This window comes from Pseudomonas sp. zbq_18 (assembly GCF_043102245.1).
Taxonomy (GTDB): domain Bacteria; phylum Pseudomonadota; class Gammaproteobacteria; order Pseudomonadales; family Pseudomonadaceae; genus Aquipseudomonas.
The window spans coordinates 348,800-366,043 of record NZ_JBICIT010000013.1; the positions used below are offsets into that span (position 1 = coordinate 348,800).

15 protein-coding genes are annotated in these 17,244 nt (G+C 66.1%); 7 read left to right on the forward strand and 8 right to left on the reverse strand.

The window, feature by feature from the left end; translation table 11 throughout:
- Positions 1-19: 19 nt before the first annotated feature.
- Positions 20-2,539 (forward strand): ATP-dependent helicase HrpB, encoded by a 2,520-nt coding sequence (hrpB, locus tag ACF8C6_RS11225; RefSeq protein ID WP_392499346.1) that lies wholly within the window; start codon positions 20-22, stop codon positions 2,537-2,539.
- A gap of 307 nt (positions 2,540-2,846) precedes the next feature.
- On the opposite strand, the gene ACF8C6_RS11230 is transcribed toward hrpB, so the two are convergent.
- Positions 2,847-4,649, reverse strand: coding sequence for an ABC transporter ATP-binding protein/permease (locus ACF8C6_RS11230; RefSeq protein ID WP_392499347.1), 1,803 nt, complete (start codon positions 4,647-4,649; stop codon positions 2,847-2,849).
- A gap of 264 nt (positions 4,650-4,913) precedes the next feature.
- Here ACF8C6_RS11230 and ACF8C6_RS11235 point away from each other — a divergent pair, with 264 nt between their 5' ends.
- Both ACF8C6_RS11235 and ACF8C6_RS11240 read left to right on the forward strand, forming a co-directional pair.
- Positions 4,914-6,605 carry a phosphoethanolamine transferase gene (locus ACF8C6_RS11235; protein ID WP_392499348.1) on the forward strand — a complete coding sequence of 564 codons (1,692 nt, stop codon included), beginning with the start codon at positions 4,914-4,916 and terminating at the stop codon, positions 6,603-6,605.
- 52 nt (positions 6,606-6,657) lie between these two features.
- Positions 6,658-7,554, forward strand: coding sequence for a hypothetical protein (locus ACF8C6_RS11240; protein WP_392499349.1), 897 nt, complete (start codon positions 6,658-6,660; stop codon positions 7,552-7,554).
- Positions 7,555-7,572: 18 nt separating this feature from the next.
- Here the strand turns inward: ACF8C6_RS11240 and ACF8C6_RS11245 are convergent, their stop codons facing one another.
- Entirely contained in the window at positions 7,573-8,313 is a 741-nt protein-coding gene (locus tag ACF8C6_RS11245; RefSeq protein WP_392499350.1) for a substrate-binding periplasmic protein, read from the reverse strand.
- A gap of 209 nt (positions 8,314-8,522) precedes the next feature.
- On the opposite strand from ACF8C6_RS11245, the gene ACF8C6_RS11250 reads away from it, so the two are divergent.
- Together ACF8C6_RS11250 and ACF8C6_RS11255 are read left to right on the forward strand one after the other, a co-directional pair.
- Complete coding sequence (locus ACF8C6_RS11250) at positions 8,523-9,365, forward strand: SDR family oxidoreductase (protein WP_392499351.1); 843 nt, start codon at positions 8,523-8,525, stop codon at positions 9,363-9,365.
- 3 nt (positions 9,366-9,368) lie between these two features.
- A complete protein-coding gene (locus ACF8C6_RS11255; protein ID WP_392499352.1) occupies positions 9,369-9,503 on the forward strand; it encodes a hypothetical protein in 135 nt (44 codons plus the stop codon).
- Between the two features lie 12 nt (positions 9,504-9,515).
- On the opposite strand, the gene ACF8C6_RS11260 is transcribed toward ACF8C6_RS11255, so the two are convergent.
- Positions 9,516-9,914, reverse strand: a complete 399-nt coding sequence (locus ACF8C6_RS11260; RefSeq protein WP_392499353.1) for a VOC family protein — start codon at positions 9,912-9,914, stop codon at positions 9,516-9,518.
- 72 nt (positions 9,915-9,986) lie between these two features.
- Entirely contained in the window at positions 9,987-10,661 is a 675-nt protein-coding gene (locus ACF8C6_RS11265) for a hypothetical protein (protein WP_277689115.1), read from the reverse strand.
- 112 nt (positions 10,662-10,773) lie between these two features.
- On the opposite strand from ACF8C6_RS11265, the gene ACF8C6_RS11270 reads away from it, so the two are divergent.
- Together ACF8C6_RS11270 and ACF8C6_RS11275 are read left to right on the forward strand one after the other, a co-directional pair.
- Complete coding sequence (locus tag ACF8C6_RS11270) at positions 10,774-11,253, forward strand: NYN domain-containing protein (RefSeq protein WP_392499355.1); 480 nt, start codon at positions 10,774-10,776, stop codon at positions 11,251-11,253.
- A gap of 8 nt (positions 11,254-11,261) precedes the next feature.
- Positions 11,262-11,867: a PolC-type DNA polymerase III gene (locus ACF8C6_RS11275; protein ID WP_392499357.1), complete on the forward strand. Its 606-nt coding sequence runs from the start codon at positions 11,262-11,264 to the stop codon at positions 11,865-11,867.
- A 123-nt stretch (positions 11,868-11,990) separates the two neighbouring features.
- Here the strand turns inward: ACF8C6_RS11275 and ACF8C6_RS11280 are convergent, their stop codons facing one another.
- From ACF8C6_RS11280 to betI, 4 genes are all read right to left on the reverse strand, one after another.
- Positions 11,991-13,205 carry a BCCT family transporter gene (locus tag ACF8C6_RS11280; protein WP_392499358.1) on the reverse strand — a complete coding sequence of 405 codons (1,215 nt, stop codon included), beginning with the start codon at positions 13,203-13,205 and terminating at the stop codon, positions 11,991-11,993.
- Positions 13,206-13,310: 105 nt separating this feature from the next.
- Positions 13,311-14,999 (reverse strand): choline dehydrogenase, encoded by a 1,689-nt coding sequence (gene betA / locus ACF8C6_RS11285; RefSeq protein ID WP_392499359.1) that lies wholly within the window; start codon positions 14,997-14,999, stop codon positions 13,311-13,313.
- Between the two features lie 16 nt (positions 15,000-15,015).
- A complete protein-coding gene (gene betB / locus ACF8C6_RS11290; RefSeq protein ID WP_392499360.1) occupies positions 15,016-16,479 on the reverse strand; it encodes a betaine-aldehyde dehydrogenase in 1,464 nt (487 codons plus the stop codon).
- A complete protein-coding gene (gene betI, locus ACF8C6_RS11295) occupies positions 16,476-17,087 on the reverse strand; it encodes a transcriptional regulator BetI (RefSeq protein WP_392499361.1) in 612 nt (203 codons plus the stop codon). The genes betB and betI overlap by 4 nt, the downstream gene beginning before the upstream one ends.
- Positions 17,088-17,244 lie beyond the last annotated feature (157 nt).

Consider the following 17,244-nt stretch of genomic DNA (forward strand, 5'->3'; position numbering starts at 1 on the left):
CGGCCCATTTGGAGATTGCATGAACCGCCTGCCCATCGACGACGTCTTGCCTGCCCTGCGGGCCGCCCTGGCCGAGCGCCATGAGGCGGTGCTGGAAGCGCCGCCCGGCGCCGGCAAGACCACCCGCGTACCCCTGGCCTTGCTGGATGAACCCTGGCTGTCCGGGCAATCGATCCTGATGCTGGAGCCGCGTCGCCTGGCCGCCCGCGCTGCGGCCGAGCGCCTGGCCAGCGAGCTGGGTGAGAAGGTCGGTGAGACGGTGGGCTACCGCATTCGCCTGGACAGCAAGGTCGGGCCGAATACCCGCATCGAGGTGGTCACCGAGGGCATTCTCGCCCGCCGCCTGCAGGACGACCCGGCGCTGGAAGGCGTCGGCCTGGTGATTTTCGATGAATTTCACGAGCGCAGCCTCGACGCCGATCTGGCCCTGGCACTGTGCCTCAACGGCCGCGAACTGCTGCGCGACGAGCCGCCGCTCAAGGTACTGCTGATGTCCGCCACGCTGGAGGGCGAGCGCCTCTCCGCGCTGCTCGACGATGCGCCGGTGGTGTCCAGCGAAGGCCGCATGCACCCGGTGGAGATGCGCTGGGGCGCGCCCTGGCAGCCGGGTGAGCGCATCGAACCGCGGGTTACCCAGACCGTGCTGCAGGCGCTGGCCGACGAGTCGGGCAGTCTGCTGGTGTTTCTGCCCGGCCAGGCGGAGATCCGCCGCGTGCATGAGCAACTGCAGGAGAGCCTGGGCAATCGCCCCGCCGTGCTGCTTTGCCCGCTGCACGGCGAGTTGGAGCTGAATGCCCAGCGCGCCGCCATCGAGCCGGCGCCGGCCGGCATGCGCAAGGTGGTGCTGGCCACCAACATTGCCGAGACCAGCCTGACCATCGACGGCGTGCGCGTGGTGGTGGACGCCGGCCTGGCGCGGGTGCCGCGTTTCGATCCGGCCAGCGGCATGACCCGCCTGGATACCCAGCGCATCTCCCGCGCCTCGGCCACCCAGCGCGCCGGCCGCGCCGGGCGTCTGGAACCGGGTGTGTGCTATCGGCTGTGGTCGCAGACCCAGCATGAGCAGCTGGCGCCCTATGGCGCCGCGGAGATTCTTGCCGCCGACCTGGCCGGCCTGGCCCTGCAACTGGCGCGCTGGGGCGTCGACCCCGGCGAGCTGGCCTTTCTCGACGCACCGCCGGCGGCGGCCTTTGCCCAGGGGCGTGACCTGCTGGCGCGCCTCGGTGCGCTGGACGAGCGCGGCGTGCTGACGCCCCACGGCCAGGCCATGGCCGAGCTGCCGGCGCATCCGCGCATCGCCCATCTGCTGCTGCGTGGCCAGGCCCTGGGCCTCGGTGCGCTGGCGGCGGACCTGGCGGCGCTGCTGGGCGAACGTGACATCCTGCGCGGCGGCGGTGCCGACCTGCACAGCCGCATGAGCCTGCTGGCCGGGGAGTCGCGCGCCACCGGTGGCTCGCGCGGTGGCGTGCAGCGCGCCCGGCAGCTGGCGCGGCAGTTCCGCTCTTATCTGAAGGGGGCACGGGATGAAGCGGTGGCCGATCCCGAGCATCCGCGCTGGCTCGGCGCGCTGCTGGCCTTCGCCTATCCGGATCGCGTCGCCCGCCAGCGCAAGGCCGGCGGTGGCGACTATCGCCTGGCCAACGGCCGCGCCGCGCAGTTCGGCGAGCCGGATGCGCTGATGAAGCACGAGTGGCTGGTGATCGCCGACCTCGGCAGTCGCCAGGGCCAGCGCGAGGAGCGCATCTACCTGGCCGCCGACCTCGATCCCGCCTTGTTCGATTCGGTGCTGGCCGAGCAGGTCAGCGTGCGCGAGGAGCTGGAGTGGGACGAACGCGAGGGCGTGCTGCGTGCCGAGCGCCAGCGCCGGGTCGGCGAGCTGGTGCTCAGTCGTGAGGCCCTGAGCGGCCTGGACGAGGCGGCGCGCAGTCGCGCCCTGCTCGGTCTGGTGCGGCGCAGGGGCCTGGAACTGCTGCCCTGGACGCCGGAGCTGCGCCAGTGGCAGGCACGGGTGGCACTGCTGCGCCGTCTCGATCTGCAGCACAAGGGCGACAGCGAATGGCCGGACCTGAGCGATGCGGCGCTGTTGGCATCCCTCGAGGACTGGCTGCAGCCCTATCTGGGCAAGGTCAGCCGTCTCAGTCACTTCGCCAACCTCGACCTGCCAAGCATCCTGCAGGGCCTGCTGCCCTGGCCGTTGCCGCAGCGCCTGGACGAGCTGGCGCCGAAACAGCTACAGGTACCGTCCGGCTCGCGCATCTCGGTCGATTACTCGGAAACGCCGCCGGTGCTGGCGGTGCGCCTGCAGGAGCTGTTCGGCCTGGCCGCCACGCCGCGCATCGCCGGTGGCCGGCAGGGCGTGCTGTTGCACCTGCTGTCACCGGCGCGGCGGCCGGTGCAGGTGACCCAGGACCTGGCCAGCTTCTGGGCCAACACCTATGCCGAGGTGAAGAAGGATCTCAAGGGCCGTTATCCCAAGCACTACTGGCCCGATAACCCGCTGGTAGCCGAGCCGACGGCGCGGGCCAAGCCCAGGAAGTAATGCTCTCGCGGACTCTGAGCAAGGAGTGCGTTGAGGTTCGGAGCGTGGAGAGGTGTAGCGGATCGGCAAGGTTGTGGTGGCGCGGCCCGCCCGAACCCAAGGACACCGTGGGAGCGGCTTTAGCCGCGATGCTTTGCGCTGACTTCGTCGCGACTGAAGTCGCTCCCACAAAGGCCGGCCTTGCTCCGTCTACAACAAGCGAGCTGACATGCATTTGCCTGCTCGCAAGTTGCCTCTTTCCCTGAATCCGCGATAGACCGGACGTGTCGGGCTCAGTCGCCGGCGCGGAGCCGGCGGCTGACGCGGCTCACGCGTTGCTCTGCTCGGTCATCAGCCAGGCGCCCTGGCCATCCAGTTCCAGGCGGTGGCTGTGGAAGCCGGCCAGGCTAGTGCGGTGGCCGACGCTGACCAGCATGCTGTCGCGCATCTCGTTGCGTAGCAGTGAATACAGCGCGTGCTCCAGTCCCTCGTCCATGGCCGAGGTCGACTCGTCGAGGAAGACGATGCGCGGCCGGTTGAACAGCACCCGGGCGAAAGCCAGGCGCTGCTGCTCGCCGATGGAGAGGATGCGCGACCAGTCACTGCTGATATCCAGGCGGTCGGTCAGGTGAGCCAGGTTGACCTGGCGCAGGGCCTGCTGCAGACGCTCGTCGTCGCCCGGCGCGCTGGTGCTGGGGTAGGCGATGGCGGTGCGCAGGTCGCCCAGCGGCAGGTAGGGGCGTTGGGACAGGAACAGGGCTTCAGTGCCAGCGGGGCCTCTCACTTCGCCTGCGGCGTAGGGCCACAGACCGGCCAGGGCACGCAACAGAGTGGTCTTGCCACTGCCGGACGGGCCCTTGATCAGCAATGCCTGGCCCGGCTGCAGGTTAAGGTTGAGGTCCTTCAGCAGCAGGTGGCCGTCAGGGCGCTGCACCTGCATGCCGATGATGTCCAGGGTCTGGGACTGGCTGATGCGCGCCACGCGCGGCAGGTCGCGCGACTGCTGGTTGGCGTCGAGGAAGCCGGTCAGACGATCCAGCGTGGCGCGGTACTGAGCGAAGGTGTCGTAGGAGGAGCGGAAGAACGACAGCGAATCCTGGACCTGGCCGAAGGCCTGGGAGGTCTGCATCACATCGCCCAGTTTGATCGCGCCACTGAAGAAGCGCGGTGCCTGCAGGATAAAGGGGAACACCACCGCCACCTGGCTGACGGCCAGGTTGAAACCGTCGAACTTCAGGCTGCGGTAGACCAGCGCCCAGACGTTGCCGATCAGGGCCGCGAATCGGCCCATCAACGTATTCCGTTCGATCGCTGCGCCCTGGTAGAAGGCCACGTTCTCGGCGTATTCGCGCAGGCGCATCAGGGCGTAGCGGAAGTTGGCGGTGAGCTTCTCGTTGAGGAAGTTCAGGCGGATCAGCGGGCGGCCGAGGCGGAAGGCGATCCAGGTGGCGATGATCACGTAGATGTACACGGCGAACACCATCGCCCGCGGAATCTCCACGCCGGCCACGGTCAGCGGTGCCGACAGGCCCCAGAGGATGGCGGTGAAGGCGACCAGCGAGACCAGCGCACTGACGGCGCCGAGGGCCAGGCTTACCGAGTAGCTGACGAAGGCATTCACATCCAGCTCGATGCGCTGGTCCGGGTTGTCTACCGGGCTGTCGAGGAACTGGCCGCGGTAGTAGGCGTCACCGTTCGTCCAGTCGGCGGTCAGGCGCTCGGTCAGCCAGATGCGCCAGCGGATGCTGAAGGCCTGGGTCACGTAGTAGTTGAACAGGGCGCGCAGCACATGGATGGTCGCCAGCACGGCGAACACCCCCAGAAGGAACCAGAAGGCCTTCTGATCCAGACCCTGCAGGGCACTGTAGAAACCGTTGTACCAGAACGAGAACAGCACGTTCATGCGCACCGAGAACAGCGCCAGCACCAGCAGCAAGGCAAACACCAGCGCGGGGCGCCAGCTGTTGCTGGGGCTGAGGTAGGGGCCGGCGATTTGCCAGAACTGCCTGCCCCAACGGGTATAGCGGATGGCCAGGGTGGCCACGGCGGTAAAGGAGATGAAGGTGATGATGGTGGCGACAGCGAGCCAGCCCAGGCTTTCTTGTAGTGCCTGGCTCCAATCCATTTCCATAGGTTCTTCCGGCGGATGCGTGGGGATGGTGTTTCAGGGCTTGGTGGCAGACCCCGTGACTTGGGCGGTCTGGCACTGAGCGGTCAGCGCGATAGTAGCACCGAGCTTGGTGTCTGCTCATGAGCTTCAGGTTCCCTGCCCGATGCACTTTTTGTGTTGCCCGCAATCCTCCATTGACAGCATTTTCACATTGCCATGACGGAGGCTTCACACCCGGCGCCATAGCCTGACGGCCGATCCTCTAGCCATCAGCCGAGCACCATCGTGAGCAAGCCCCTGCAGGCCCAGCCTGAACTTCAGCCCCAGCGCTGGACCCTCCCCCTCAGCCGCAGCGTACTGACCATGCTGGTCGCCTTGTGGCTGATGCTGATCATGAATCTGCCGTTCTGGCGCGCCGTAGTGGATGGGCTTGGTCACCTGAATCAGTCCAGCCTGTTCTTCCTCGTCAGCCTGCCGGCGTTCGTCTTCATCTGGCTGTATCTGTTGCTCAGCCTGCTGGCCTGGGGGCGCCTGACCAAGCCAGTGCTGAGCCTGGTGCTAATTGTGTCTGCTGCCGCCAGCTACTTCATCGACAGCTACGGCATCGTCATCGACTACTCGATGCTGGCCAACGTGGTGCAGACCGACAGTGCCGAGGTGCTGGACCTGCTCACCTGGCGGCTGGCGCTGTGGATGCTCGGGCTGGGCGTGATCCCCGTGCTGCTGTTGTCGCGGGTGCAGTTGCTGCAGCGCGGCTGGCGCCGCGAGACGCTGGCCAAACTGGGCAGCATGGCGCTGCTGCTGCTGTGCATGGTCGGCATCGTCATGAGCCTGTACAAGCCGTATGCCTCCCTGCTGCGTAACCACCGCGAGGTGCGGTTGCTGCTGGTGCCCTCCAATGTGGTGGCGGCGGTGCACGGTTATCTCAAACGCGAGCTGAGCGGGCCGAAGCAGCTTGAAGTGGTGGGGAAGGATGCCCATCGCATCCAGCCGGTCTCGAGTACGACCCGGCCGCGAGTGACCCTGCTGGTGGTCGGCGAGACTGCACGGGCGGCCAACTTCGCGTTGAATGGCTATGCCCGCAACACCAACCCCGAGCTGACCCAGCGCGATGTCATCAACTTCACCCAGGCGACGTCCTGCGGCACGGCCACTGCGGTTTCGGTGCCCTGCATGTTCCAGGACGTCGGACGGGGTGGTTACAAGGACGACATGGCCAAAGGCCGCGAGAATCTGCTGGACGTCCTGCAACGCGCCGGCGTGCAGGTGCTCTGGCGTGACAACAACTCAGGCTGCAAGGATGTGTGCGACCGGGTGGCCTATGAGGATGTTTCACATCTGCAGGTCGACGGAGACTGCAGCGGCAGCGAGTGCTATGACGAGGTGTTGTTGAGTGGCTTGCAGGACTATCTGGACACGCTCGACCGCGATGCGGTGATCGTCCTGCACATGAAGGGCAGCCATGGCCCGGCCTATTACAAGCGTTACCCGGCAGCCTTCGAGGTGTTTACCCCGACCTGCGCGGACAGCCAGCTTGACCGTTGCAGTCGAAACAGCATCCTCAATGCCTACGACAACAGCCTGGTGTATACCGACCATGTGCTGGCGGCGGCCATCGATCTGTTGCAGCGCAACGCCGGGCGCCTGGACAGTGCCATGCTGTACCTGTCCGACCACGGTGAGTCGCTCGGTGAGAGCGGCGTCTATCTGCATGGCATGCCCTATGCGCTGGCGCCCAGCGAGCAGATCCATATTCCCATGCTTATGTGGTTCTCCAGCGGTCTGCAGCGCAGTGCGGGGCTCGATGCCCAGTGCATGCGTCAGCGCACTGAAGAGCTGGTCTCGCAGGACAACCTGTATCACTCGGTGCTGGGGTTGATGGACGTGCAGACACGGGTGTATCGGCCCGAGAAAGATCTCTTCAAAAACTGCCGGGCCGGCAATACCAAGGCCATGACGGCCCTGCGCGCGCCATGAGCTTTCCCGACTGTATAGGCATGACGAACTGGATATGGCGGGGCAAGGACTGATGTCGTTATTTCGAACCCATTCACCTGGTGCTTCAACGCAGCCCGGCAGGGCCGGCAGTTACTGGCGCGCGTTGCTCGGCATCGTCTGCAGCATTGCGTTGGGGGCACTGGCCCTGGCCGCCTGGCGCCATCTCGCGCCGCCTCAGGCGGAGGCCGGCTGGCGCTACGAGGTGTATCTGGATGATGTGGAAAAGGTCAGTGCGCTGGCCATCGACAGCCAGGGCCAGCTGCTGCTCAGCCAGGAGCTGCAGAATGGCCAGGGGCGTATTCTGCAGCGCAACGCCGACGGCAGCTTGACCGAGGTAGAGCTCGGCCTGTCCAAGCCCGATGGCATGGCGACCTTCCGTGGTGGTGTGGTGTTCAGTCAGGAGCAGGATACCGAGCCCGTGCGCTGGTACGGCCGCGACGGCACTCGCACGCTGTTCAGTGGGCGCAATATCGAAGGGCTGGCCAGCGACGGGCGTTTTCTCTACGCGATCGAGGACCGCCACGGTGATGGGCATCTGCTGCGCTATGACCCGGAAACCGACACTACCCTGGTCTTGCGCAGCGATCTTGACGAGGCCGAGGCGATCACGGCCTGTCCGGACGGCCGCCTGTACTACAGCGAGAAAGCCAAGGGCCAGGTACGCCAGCTTGTAGCCGAGGGAAACGATCCGCTGGTGCTGGAAGGGCTGAACCAGCCCGGCTATCTGCTGTGTACCGCCGATGGGCTGTGGATCACCGAGGACGCCACCCACATGGCCCGCTTGCTGTTGCTGATCGCCGGTGGTCGGCAACACACGGTGCTGTCACACCTGCGTTCTGCGCAGACCATTGTGCAAACCGCGCCAGGGCGGTATCTGCTGGCCGAACAGGGGCGCAATCGCGTGCTGAGCCTGCAGCGCCGTGACTGACGATCTGCTGCTCGCCTGTCAGTCCAGGCTGAGGTCCTCACCGGCAGCCCGCAGCTCCTCATAGGCGTGATCCAGATCATCCAGCAGGCGCTGGCTGCCAGGTGCATGCCGCGAGGCGATCAGGCGCAGCTGCATGGCTTGCAGCAGGGTGTAGGGCAGGGGAGAGAGGCCCAGGGATTTGCGGGTCTGCTCCACTGGAGCCTGATAGTCGAGCAGGAAGTCGCCGCGCTTGCGCAGGAGCATCTCCAGGGCTGAAGCATGGGTGCTGGTGCGGTGGGTGAGGATGCCCAGGTTCGGATCGGCGAACATATCGTTGACCTGCTTCCAGTAGCTGTAGCCGCTGATCAGGATCACATCCCGGCCGCGTAGCCCTTCTGGAATGCGCGGTGCCGGCGTGTCCTGGCGGCGGTACAGCACCAGGTTGAAGTCACCCAGGCTGTTGCGCGCTTCATAGGTGTGCCCGGCCAGCTCGATCTTGCCGCCGGCACCGGGCCAGAGCTGCACGCTGCCATTCTGCAGGGCCATGTACAGGCGCGCTCCCGGCAGTGAGCGGTATTCGCCACGGTAACCGGCGTGGCGCAGCAGGCGTTCGGTCAGGGCCAGGATCGAGCCCTGCGGCTGGCCGTTGTCGTCTGTCCAGGAATAGGGCGGGAACTCGTAGTAGCCAACGTTAATGGTTTGGCTGTCGGTGGCGGGTTGCGCCCAGCAGGTGATGGAATACAGGCAGGCCAGTAGTGCAGTCAGAAGGGAGCTGCGCATCGTCTATTTCGCGGCTCTTGGCCGTCTTGTTGTGAGTTCGACTGTGAGCATGGCGGCGCGACCTGACTTTGTCCAGCCGAGCGGGCGACCGGTTGGTCGAGCGGCGGCGACGAGGACGCCGGGTGTTTCTGGCGCCTGTGGTCGTGAGTGGCTGAGACTATGCTGCAAGAGGTATTTGGCGCACACAGCGGCAGAAAACGGGAGCGTTCATGTATCGCAAGGTCTTCGCCAACAAGGTATTCGAGCGCAAGGTAGTGGTCGTGACGGGCGGCTGTGCAGGGATCGGCCGGGCGCTGGTGATGCGCTTCGCCCAGGCCGGTGCGCGGCTGGCCATCCTCGACCTGCAGGAAGAGGCACTGGAAAGCCTGGTGCAGCATCTGGGCGATCACCTGGGCTGCGAGGCCATCGGCCTGGTCTGCGATGTCGCCGATGCGCAGGCCGTGCAGCAGGCGATGGGGCTGATCGAGGAGCGTTTCGGTGGCATCGACCTGCTGCTCAACAACGCCGGCATCACTCATCGCAGCACCTTTGCCGAGACCGAGCTGGCGGTGTTCCAGCGCATCATGGCGGTCAACTACTTCGGTGCCGTGCACTGCACCAAGGCGGCGCTGGCGGGGCTGATCGCCCGGCGCGGCCAGGTCATTGTGCTCAGCTCGTTGTCCGGCTTCGCACCGCTGCTGTACCGCAGCGCCTACAACGCCAGCAAGCATGCCTTGCACGGGCTGTTCGAGACGCTGCGTGCCGAGCTCAAGGGCTCCGGGGTCAACGTCATGCTGGTGTGCCCCGGCTTTACTGCCACTGATCTGCGCAAGAACGCACTGGTCGGCGATGGCTCGGTAAGCCAGCAACCGCCGCTGGCCATCGGTAAAGTCGCCTCGGCGCAGGATGTGGCCGAGGCGATCTATCAGGCGGCGCTGCGTCGAAGGCGCCTGCTGGTGCTGTCCAACGTCAACTGGCGTGCCCGGCTGCTGGCGCGCTTCTTCCCGCGCCTGTTCGAGCGCGTGCTGCTGCCGCGGCTGTCCGGGCTCAAGCCTGGTTCTACGGCGCGCTGAGCCATGTTGCGCTGGCTCCTGTTGCTGCCTTGCAGCGCGGTGTCTGGGCGCAGCGACGAGCGTGATCTGCCGGTCGATACCTGGCAGCGGCTGCTGCGCCAAGGCTGGCTACAACACGCGGGCGAGGCTTGCCACTGAGCCGATGCCAGGTCAGGCCATGTCCCAGTAGGCGGCCTCGATCTTGTGCCCGTCGAGGTCGCGCACGAAGCAGCCGTAGTAGGGCTCGCCATAGTGCGGACGCGGGCCGGGCGGGCCATCCGGGGTGGCACCGGCAGCCACGGCGGCCGTGAAGAAGGCGTGCACCTGAGCCTTGCTGTTTGCGACGAAGCCGAAGTGCGTGCCATTGCCGACAGTGGCCGGCTGGCCATCAATTGGTGTCTGTACCCAGAACTCCGGGTACTCGCGACCCCAGGCGACGGCGCCAGCGTGCTCGAGGATGCGCTTGCAGCCCAGTGTGGCCAGGACGCGGTCATAGAAGGCCACGGCCTGGTCGAACTGATTGGTGCCGATGGACACGTGGGAGAGGATGCTGGGATTCTGCTCGGGCATGAGGATTCTTCCCTGATGGACGCGGAAGCGCCCAAGCCTAGCAGCTGTTTCGCGCTTTTCTTGTCCAGCGAATCAGCTGCTGTGGCTGTCCTCGGTCGGCCGCTGGCTGCACAGCATGAAGCAGCGGAACAGCACCACGGTGGAGAACAGCTGCAGGAAGCCGTTGACGATATCCAGCACCAGGCTGCTGATGGCGTCCGGCTGCTCGCCCAGCAGCTGCAGGGTCCAGTCGTCCAGCAGCCACAGCGGCACGATGACCAGCAGCACGCAGGCCAGCAGCGACCAGAAGTGGCCGATGCTGAGCAGCACGCTTTCGCGCATCGCCTGCAGCGGCGCCAGCCCGCGCAGCACCAGCAGGTATTCGGCGAAGGCCAGCTTGACCATCAGGTATAGGGCCAGCGGCAGGAACAGCGCGCCGCCGAGCATGATCAGCAGGGTGGTCAGTCCGGCCAGCACGGCAAAGACCGGCCACAGCTGCAGGGAACCGGCCAGCAGGTCGCGTACGGCCGGGCGCTGGCCCTGGCTGCGAGCGTCGAGATAGAGAATCAGCGCAGCGCTGTACAGCGGGTAGAACAGCAGGCCGACCAGCAGTTCGTAGGCGGGGGATTGGCTGCTGTCGGTGAGGCTGGCGACGATGGCGCGGGCCAGGCATTCGGCGGCGATCAGCGGCAGACACAGCGTGGCGATGAACGGCAGGTTGCGGCTGAAGAAGTGGGCGGAGTCGCGCAGGACGCTGAGCGGATTCATCGGCAGATTTCACCAGAAGACTACTGCCATTCACTTTAGTCGATCGCCGTGGGCGAGGACATGACCCTGAGCATGTCGCATAATCGCCGCTCATTTTGCCTATGGTCCTGCCGTGAAGAAGATCGCCCTGTTCGCCGATGTGCAGAACCTCTACTACACCGTGCGCCAGGCCCATGGCTGCCACTTCCATTACGCAGAACTGTGGCGACAGGTGGCGGCGCTGGGCGAGATCGTCGAGGCGCGCGCCTATGCCATTGACCGCGGCGACGCCAAACAGCGTCAGTTCCAGCAGATCCTGCGCAACCTCGGCTTCCAGGTAATGCTCAAACCCTATATCCAGCGCAGCGACGGTTCGGCCAAGGGCGACTGGGATGTGGGCATCACCCTGGACGTGATGGAAGCCGCCGAGCGGGTCGACGAGGTGGTGCTGGCCTCCGGCGATGGCGACTTCGACCTGCTGCTCGAACGCATCCGCGCCCGTCATGGGGTGAGCAGCGCCGTGTATGGCGTCGCTGGGCTCACCGCCAATTCCCTGATTCGCGCCGCCGACCGCTTCGTGCCGGTCGAAGGCGCCTTGTTGTTGAAGAGCTGAGGTAAGTGATGTCCGAACCCATTGCCGTGATCGACTTCGAGACCACCGGCATGTCGCCGAGCCAGGGCGCGCGGCCGACCGAGATCGGCGTGGCGCTGATCGCCGAGGGGCGCATCGTCGGTCGCTACCAGAGCCTGATGAATGCCGGCGCCTGGGTGCCGCCCTTCATCGAGCAGCTCACCGGCATCAGCAACGCCATGGTGCGCCGCGCGCCGCCGGTGGTCGAAGTGATGGCTGAGGCGGCCGAGTTTATCGGTGGCGCGCCCTTGCTGGCGCACAACGCGGCGTTCGATGCCAAGTTCTGGGATGCCGAGCTGGATCTGCTTGGCCGTCGCCGTCAACGCGACTTCGCCTGTTCGCTGCTGCTCTCGCGGCGCCTGCTGCCGGAGGCGCCCAGCCACAAGCTGGGCAACCTCAACAGCTGGGTGGGCCTGCCCAGCACCGGCCAGGCTCACCGTGCGCTGGCCGATGCCGAGATGGCGGCCAACCTGACCCTGCACCTGCAGGATCTGCTGCGCGAGCGGCATGCCATCGAGGCCGACCACACCTACCTGTGCGGCCTGCAGAAGCTCTCGGCGGCCAAGGTGCGCGCGCTGCTGCGGGCCGCCAGCTAAGGCCTACGTAGGTTGGGTTGAGGTGCGAAGCGCCGAAGCCCAATAGCGGAGTGACCGGAGGGCTCGCCGTTGGGCTTCGCTGTGCTCAACCCAACCTACGCATGCCCAGCCGCTGCGCATCACTCAACCCGCCAGCTCCAGCTTGCCGTAGTCGATGCGGTTCTCCTTCGGCGAGCCCTCGATGGCCATCACGGCGTGGAGCTTGTAGCGCAGGATGTAGGCGAAGCAGCCGAGGTACAGGGCGATCACCAGGGCGCCGACCCACTCGATCTGCAGGAACTCCAGCTGGAACAGCAGGGTCAGCGCGCTGAGCGCGACCAGGTTGCCGAGGATGTAGGTCGTGCGCCCGTAGCGGGCGACGCTGAGGCCGAGGTTGTCGGTGTACAGGCGGATCAGCGAGTCCAGCGAGTTGACCACCATGCTCACGCCGACCACCACCATCGCCAGGTTGAGCAGGCCGCCGATGTTCAGCGCCTGCTGGTGGTAGAAGTACAGCACGCTGAACCACACGCCGATGGCCAGCGAGGGGAACACCAGCATCGCACCGAGCAGCTGCCAGGTACGCAGGCCGCCGGCGAAGCGCGCGGTGAACTGGCCGATCATGATGCTCCAGGAGAACCACCAGTACAGGTAGAAGGCGTGGTAGTCGTTGATCGGCAGCAGGAAGCTGTCCAGGTGGTTGAAGTAGTCGCCGATCAGCCCGGCGGTGGCGAAGAAGTCACCGACGCTGCCCTGTTCACCGAGGAAGGCAGCGCCCCACATGTAGGCGATCAGGCCGATAAACAGCCAGCTGGTGCCGAGGCTGAGCAGGCGCACATAACGCAGCTGGGTACTGGAATACACGGCGATGGCGATCGACAGCAGCACGATCAGGTAGAAACTCGGCTGCAGCTGCTCACCGTCGCCCAGTTGCGGCAGGTACCAGGGCAGGTTCTTCAGCAGCAGGAAGGCGGTGAAGGCACAGGTGCCGATGATCACCAGGTTGTTCAGCAGCTTGACCAGCGGCAGCTCGAAGAAGCGTACGCGCGGCTCGATCACGCAGAAGTAGAAGCAGGTGAGGAAATAGAAGCCCCAGATGAGGAAGCCCCAGAAGCCGAACTCGATGGCCAGCGGGTTGGCGAAGGCATATTCGGGGCTGGCCGGGTCGCTGTAGCCGGCGAACTCGGTGAGGGGAAACATGATCAGGCCGACATCCAGGCCCGAGGTGAAGAGAATCGCGATGAAGGTAAAGGTTCTTACCGGGGTCACGCCGATGCAGCGCAGGTTGCCCCATTTCAGCAGCACCGCGGCAATCGCGGCGAAGGTGAACAGCATTCCGATCGATAACCAGAGAGTCATGCCGCCCTCCTGGTCGCTGCAACGGGTTCTTTGATCAATAGCATGGGGGTGCTCCTCCTGTAATTGGCGTTATGCGGCGCGCCTCGTGGGAGGCGCGCCGGGGGATCAGTTGACGCGGCGCTGCGGTGCGTGCGGGCGTTGCTGCTGGCCGCTGCGTTCGGCCAGCGCCACCGGGGCGCGGCTCGGTGCCAGCGGCTGGCGGCCGAGGATCAGGTCGGCGGCGCGCTCGGCGAGCATGATGGTCGGCGCGTTGAGGTTGCCGTTGGGGATGCTCGGGAACAGCGAGGAATCCACGACACGCAGGCCTTGAAGGCCGCGCACGCGGGTCTCGGAATCGACCACCGCCAGTTCGTCCTCACCCATGCGGCAGGTGCCGCAGGGGTGGTAGGCGCTCTCCACGGCCTGGCGGACGAAGCGGTCGATCTGCTCGTCGCTCTGCACCTCGGCGCCGGGCTGGATCTCGTCACCGCGATAGGCGTCCATCGCCGGCTGCGCGATGATCTCGCGGGTCAGGCGTACGCAGGCACGGAAGCCGGCGCGGTCGTCCTCGTGCTGCAGGTAGTTGAAGCGGATCTGCGGTGCTTCGCTCGGGTCGGCGCTGCGTACGCGCACGAAGCCGCGACTCTTCGGCTTGTTGTGCCCCACATGCAGCTGGAAGCCGTGGCCGTCGAAGGCCTCCTTGCCGTCGTAGCGCATGGCCGCCGGCAGGAAGTGGTACTGCATATCCGGCCAGGGGCTGTCGGCCGTGGAGCGGATAAAGGCGCAGGACTCGAAGTGGTTGGTCGCGCCCAGGCCGTCCTTCTTCAGAAGCCAGCGCGTGCCGATAAGGAACTTGCTCCACAGGTCGAGCTTGCCGTTGAGGGTGATCGGCTGCTGGCAGCGGTACTGGAAATAGAACTCCAGGTGATCCTGCAGGTTCTCGCCAACGCCCGGCAGCTCATGCTGCACGGCGATGCCGGCGGCTTTGAGCACATCCGCGCGGCCGATGCCGGACAGCTGCAGCAGGTGCGGCGAGCCGATGGGGCCGGCGCTGAGGATGACCTCGCGGCGGGCGCGGACTTCCTGCACCTTGCCGCCCTGCTGGAAGCGCACGCCGACTGCACGCTGGCCGTCCAGCAACACGTGCTCGACCAGCGCGTGGGTGATCACCTTGAGGTTGTCGCGGGCCATGGCCGGGCGCAGGTAGGCGTTGGCGGTGGACCAGCGGCGGCCGTTCTTGACGGTCATGTGCATGGCGCCGAAGCCTTCCTGCTGCGCGCCGTTGTAGTCGCTGGTGGCCGGGTAGCCGGCCTGTACGCCAGCATCGATGAAGGCGCGGTACAACGGGTTCTGCATGTTGTTGCCGTTGTTCACCCCGAGCGGGCCGTCTGCGCCGCGGTAGTCGTCGCCGCCGAAGGCCCAGCTCTCGGCCTTGCGGAAGTAGGGCAGGCAATGGGCGTAGTCCCAGCCCTGGGCGCCGAGTTGCTGCCACTCGTCGAAGTCACTGGCGTGGCCGCGTACGTAGACCATGCCGTTGATCGACGACGAGCCGCCCAGCACCTTGCCGCGCGGGCAGTGCATCTGGCGATTGTCCAGGTAGGGTTCGGGTTCGGTGGTGAACTGCCACGCGTACTTGCGGGTGTTCATCGGAATCGAGAGCGCGGTGGGCATCTGGATGAAGATGCTCTTGTCACTGCCGCCGGTTTCCAGCAACAGCACGCGGTGGGCGCCGTCCGCGCTGAGGCGGTTGGCCAGGACGCAGCCGGCGGAGCCGGCACCCACGATGATGTAGTCGTACTCAGAAGAATAAGTCATGCGTGACTCCCGGCCCTTAGAAAGGGCTCTGCAGGTCCTCCATGCCGACATAGACGGCCTTGAGTTGGGTGTAATGGTTGAGGGTGGCCAGGCCGTTCTCGCGGCCGATGCCGGACAGCTTGTAGCCGCCGACCGGCATCTGTGCCGGCGAGGCGCCGTAGGCGTTGATCCAGCAGATGCCGGCCTGCAGGCCGGCGACCATGCGGTGGGCGCGGCGGATGTCGCGGGTGAACACGCCGGCGGCCAGGCCCGCGTCGGTGTCGTTGGCGCGGCGCAGCACTTCGGCTTCGTCGTGGAAGCGCAGCACGCTCATCACCGGGCCGAAGATTTCCTCGCGGCAGATGCGCATGTCGTCGCGGCAGTCGACGAATACCGTGGGCTCGACGAAGTAGCCATTGGGCGCCGAGGCCGGATGGGCGGCGTGGCCGCCGCAGGCGAGGCGCGCGCCGTCCTCCAGGCCGCTGGCGATGTAGCCGAGCACCTTGTCGCGATGGTTGCCCGAGATCAGCGCGCCGAAGTTGGTGGCCGGGTCCATCGGGTCGCCCATGCGGATGTTGTCGCGCACGCGTTGCAGCAGGCGTTTGAGGAAGGCGTCGTGCAGGCTGTCGTGGACGAACACGCGGGTGCCGTTGGTGCAGATTTCGCCCTGGGTGTAGAAGTTGCCGAGCAGGGCGGCGGACACCGCGTTGTCCAGGTCGGCGTCGTCGAAGATGATCAGCGGCGACTTGCCGCCCAGCTCCATGGTCACCTCCTTGAGCGAGCCGGCGGCGGCGGCCATGACCTTCTGCCCGGTGCTGATCTGTCCGGTGAAGGATACCTTGGCGATCTGCGGCTGCTCGGCCAGCCAGGCGCCGACCTTGCCGGCCCCCTGCACCACGTTGAACACGCCAGCGGGCACGCCGGCCTCGCTGAAGATCTCCGCCAGTTTCAGCGCGCCCAGCGGGGTTTCCTCGGACGGCTTGAAGATCATGCTGTTGCCGCAGGCCAGTGCTGGTGCCGACTTCCAGCAGGCGATCTGCAGCGGGTAGTTCCAGGCGCCGATGCCGGCGCAGATGCCCAGCGGTTCGCGGCGGGTGTAGTAGAAGTCGCCGCCCAGGTCCTGCTGGTTGCCTTCGATCATCGGCGCCAGGCCGGCGAAGAACTCGATGGAGTCGGCCCCGGTCTGCACGTCCACCACCGCGGCTTCCTGCCACGGCTTGCCGGTGTCGCGTACTTCGATGGCGGCCAGCTCGTCGTTGCGCTCGCGCAGCAGGGCCACGGCGCGCAGCAGGATACGGCTGCGCTCCACGGCGCCGAGTGCGGCCCACTGGCGCTGGCCTTCGGCGGCGCTGTCCAGGGCGGCGGCGAGGATGGTCTCGTCGGCCACTTCCACCTGGTAGATCACCTCGCCGGTGGCGGGGTTGATCACGTCGAAAGTTTCGCCGCTGGCATTGGCCAGTGGGCGACCGTGAATGTAGTTGAGGTGGCGGGGCAGGTTCATGGGGTCGGGGTCTCCTTGGCAGAGTGGGCGCGCAGGCAGGCCATGACGAAGCCCTTACACAGGCGCTCGGCGGCGGCGAAGTCGGCGGCCGGGGCATTACCCAGGGTGCTGCGCAGCCAGAAGCCATCAATCATCGCGGCGGCCTGGCTGGCGGCGTCGCTGGCGGCTGCGGTCGGCAGGCAGAGGCCGAAGGCGTAGCGCAGGTTGCTGTACAGGCGGCGGTTGTTGATCCGTTGCAGGCGCGCCAGACCAGGTTCATGGGCGGCGCGGGCCCAGAAGCTGAGCCAGGTGCGCCCGGCCAGTTCGGAGCGCTGAAACTCGCTGAAGTTGGCCTCGACGATGGCCAGCAGGCGCTGCTCGGCGCTGACCTGGCCGTCGCCCAGGCGCTTGAGCAGGTCTTGGCGCAGTTGCTCCAGCAGGTGGCGCAGGGCGGCCTCGATCAGGCCCTGCTTGCCACCGAAGTAGTGGCTGATGATCCCCGACGACAGGCGCGCCTTGCCGCTGATGCTAAGGATGGTGGTGTCCTGCAGGCCCAGCTCGGCGATGGACTCCAGGGTGGCCTGGATCAGCTGCTGGCGACGGGTTTCTTTGATTCCGACTTTAGGCATATTTTTATTGATTGAACGTTCAATTAAAAACAACCTTAAACAAGTCTTCTGTCTGTGTGCAACCTTTGTCGGTCAAGTTCTGGAAAGTTCTTCGAACGTGACGCTAACGTGATAGTTGGCTGCCGGTTTGGCGTGGGGGTGTTTTGCTTGGGGGCGC

Coding starts and splice junctions, on each gene's coding strand:
- ACF8C6_RS11230 (WP_392499347.1), bottom strand. CDS start 4,649: ATGGAAATGGATTGGAGCCAGGCACTACAAGAAAGCCTGGGCTGGCTC.
- ACF8C6_RS11280 (WP_392499358.1), bottom strand. CDS start 13,205: ATGACTCTCTGGTTATCGATCGGAATGCTGTTCACCTTCGCCGCGATT.
- betI (WP_392499361.1), bottom strand. CDS start 17,087: ATGCCTAAAGTCGGAATCAAAGAAACCCGTCGCCAGCAGCTGATCCAG.
- hrpB (WP_392499346.1), top strand. CDS start 20: ATGAACCGCCTGCCCATCGACGACGTCTTGCCTGCCCTGCGGGCCGCC.
- ACF8C6_RS11240 (WP_392499349.1), top strand. CDS start 6,658: ATGTCGTTATTTCGAACCCATTCACCTGGTGCTTCAACGCAGCCCGGC.
- ACF8C6_RS11245 (WP_392499350.1), bottom strand. CDS start 8,313: ATGCGCAGCTCCCTTCTGACTGCACTACTGGCCTGCCTGTATTCCATC.
- betB (WP_392499360.1), bottom strand. CDS start 16,479: ATGAACCTGCCCCGCCACCTCAACTACATTCACGGTCGCCCACTGGCC.
- ACF8C6_RS11265 (WP_277689115.1), bottom strand. CDS start 10,661: ATGAATCCGCTCAGCGTCCTGCGCGACTCCGCCCACTTCTTCAGCCGC.
- ACF8C6_RS11260 (WP_392499353.1), bottom strand. CDS start 9,914: ATGCCCGAGCAGAATCCCAGCATCCTCTCCCACGTGTCCATCGGCACC.
- ACF8C6_RS11250 (WP_392499351.1), top strand. CDS start 8,523: ATGTATCGCAAGGTCTTCGCCAACAAGGTATTCGAGCGCAAGGTAGTG.
- ACF8C6_RS11255 (WP_392499352.1), top strand. CDS start 9,369: ATGTTGCGCTGGCTCCTGTTGCTGCCTTGCAGCGCGGTGTCTGGGCGC.
- betA (WP_392499359.1), bottom strand. CDS start 14,999: ATGACTTATTCTTCTGAGTACGACTACATCATCGTGGGTGCCGGCTCC.
- ACF8C6_RS11275 (WP_392499357.1), top strand. CDS start 11,262: ATGTCCGAACCCATTGCCGTGATCGACTTCGAGACCACCGGCATGTCG.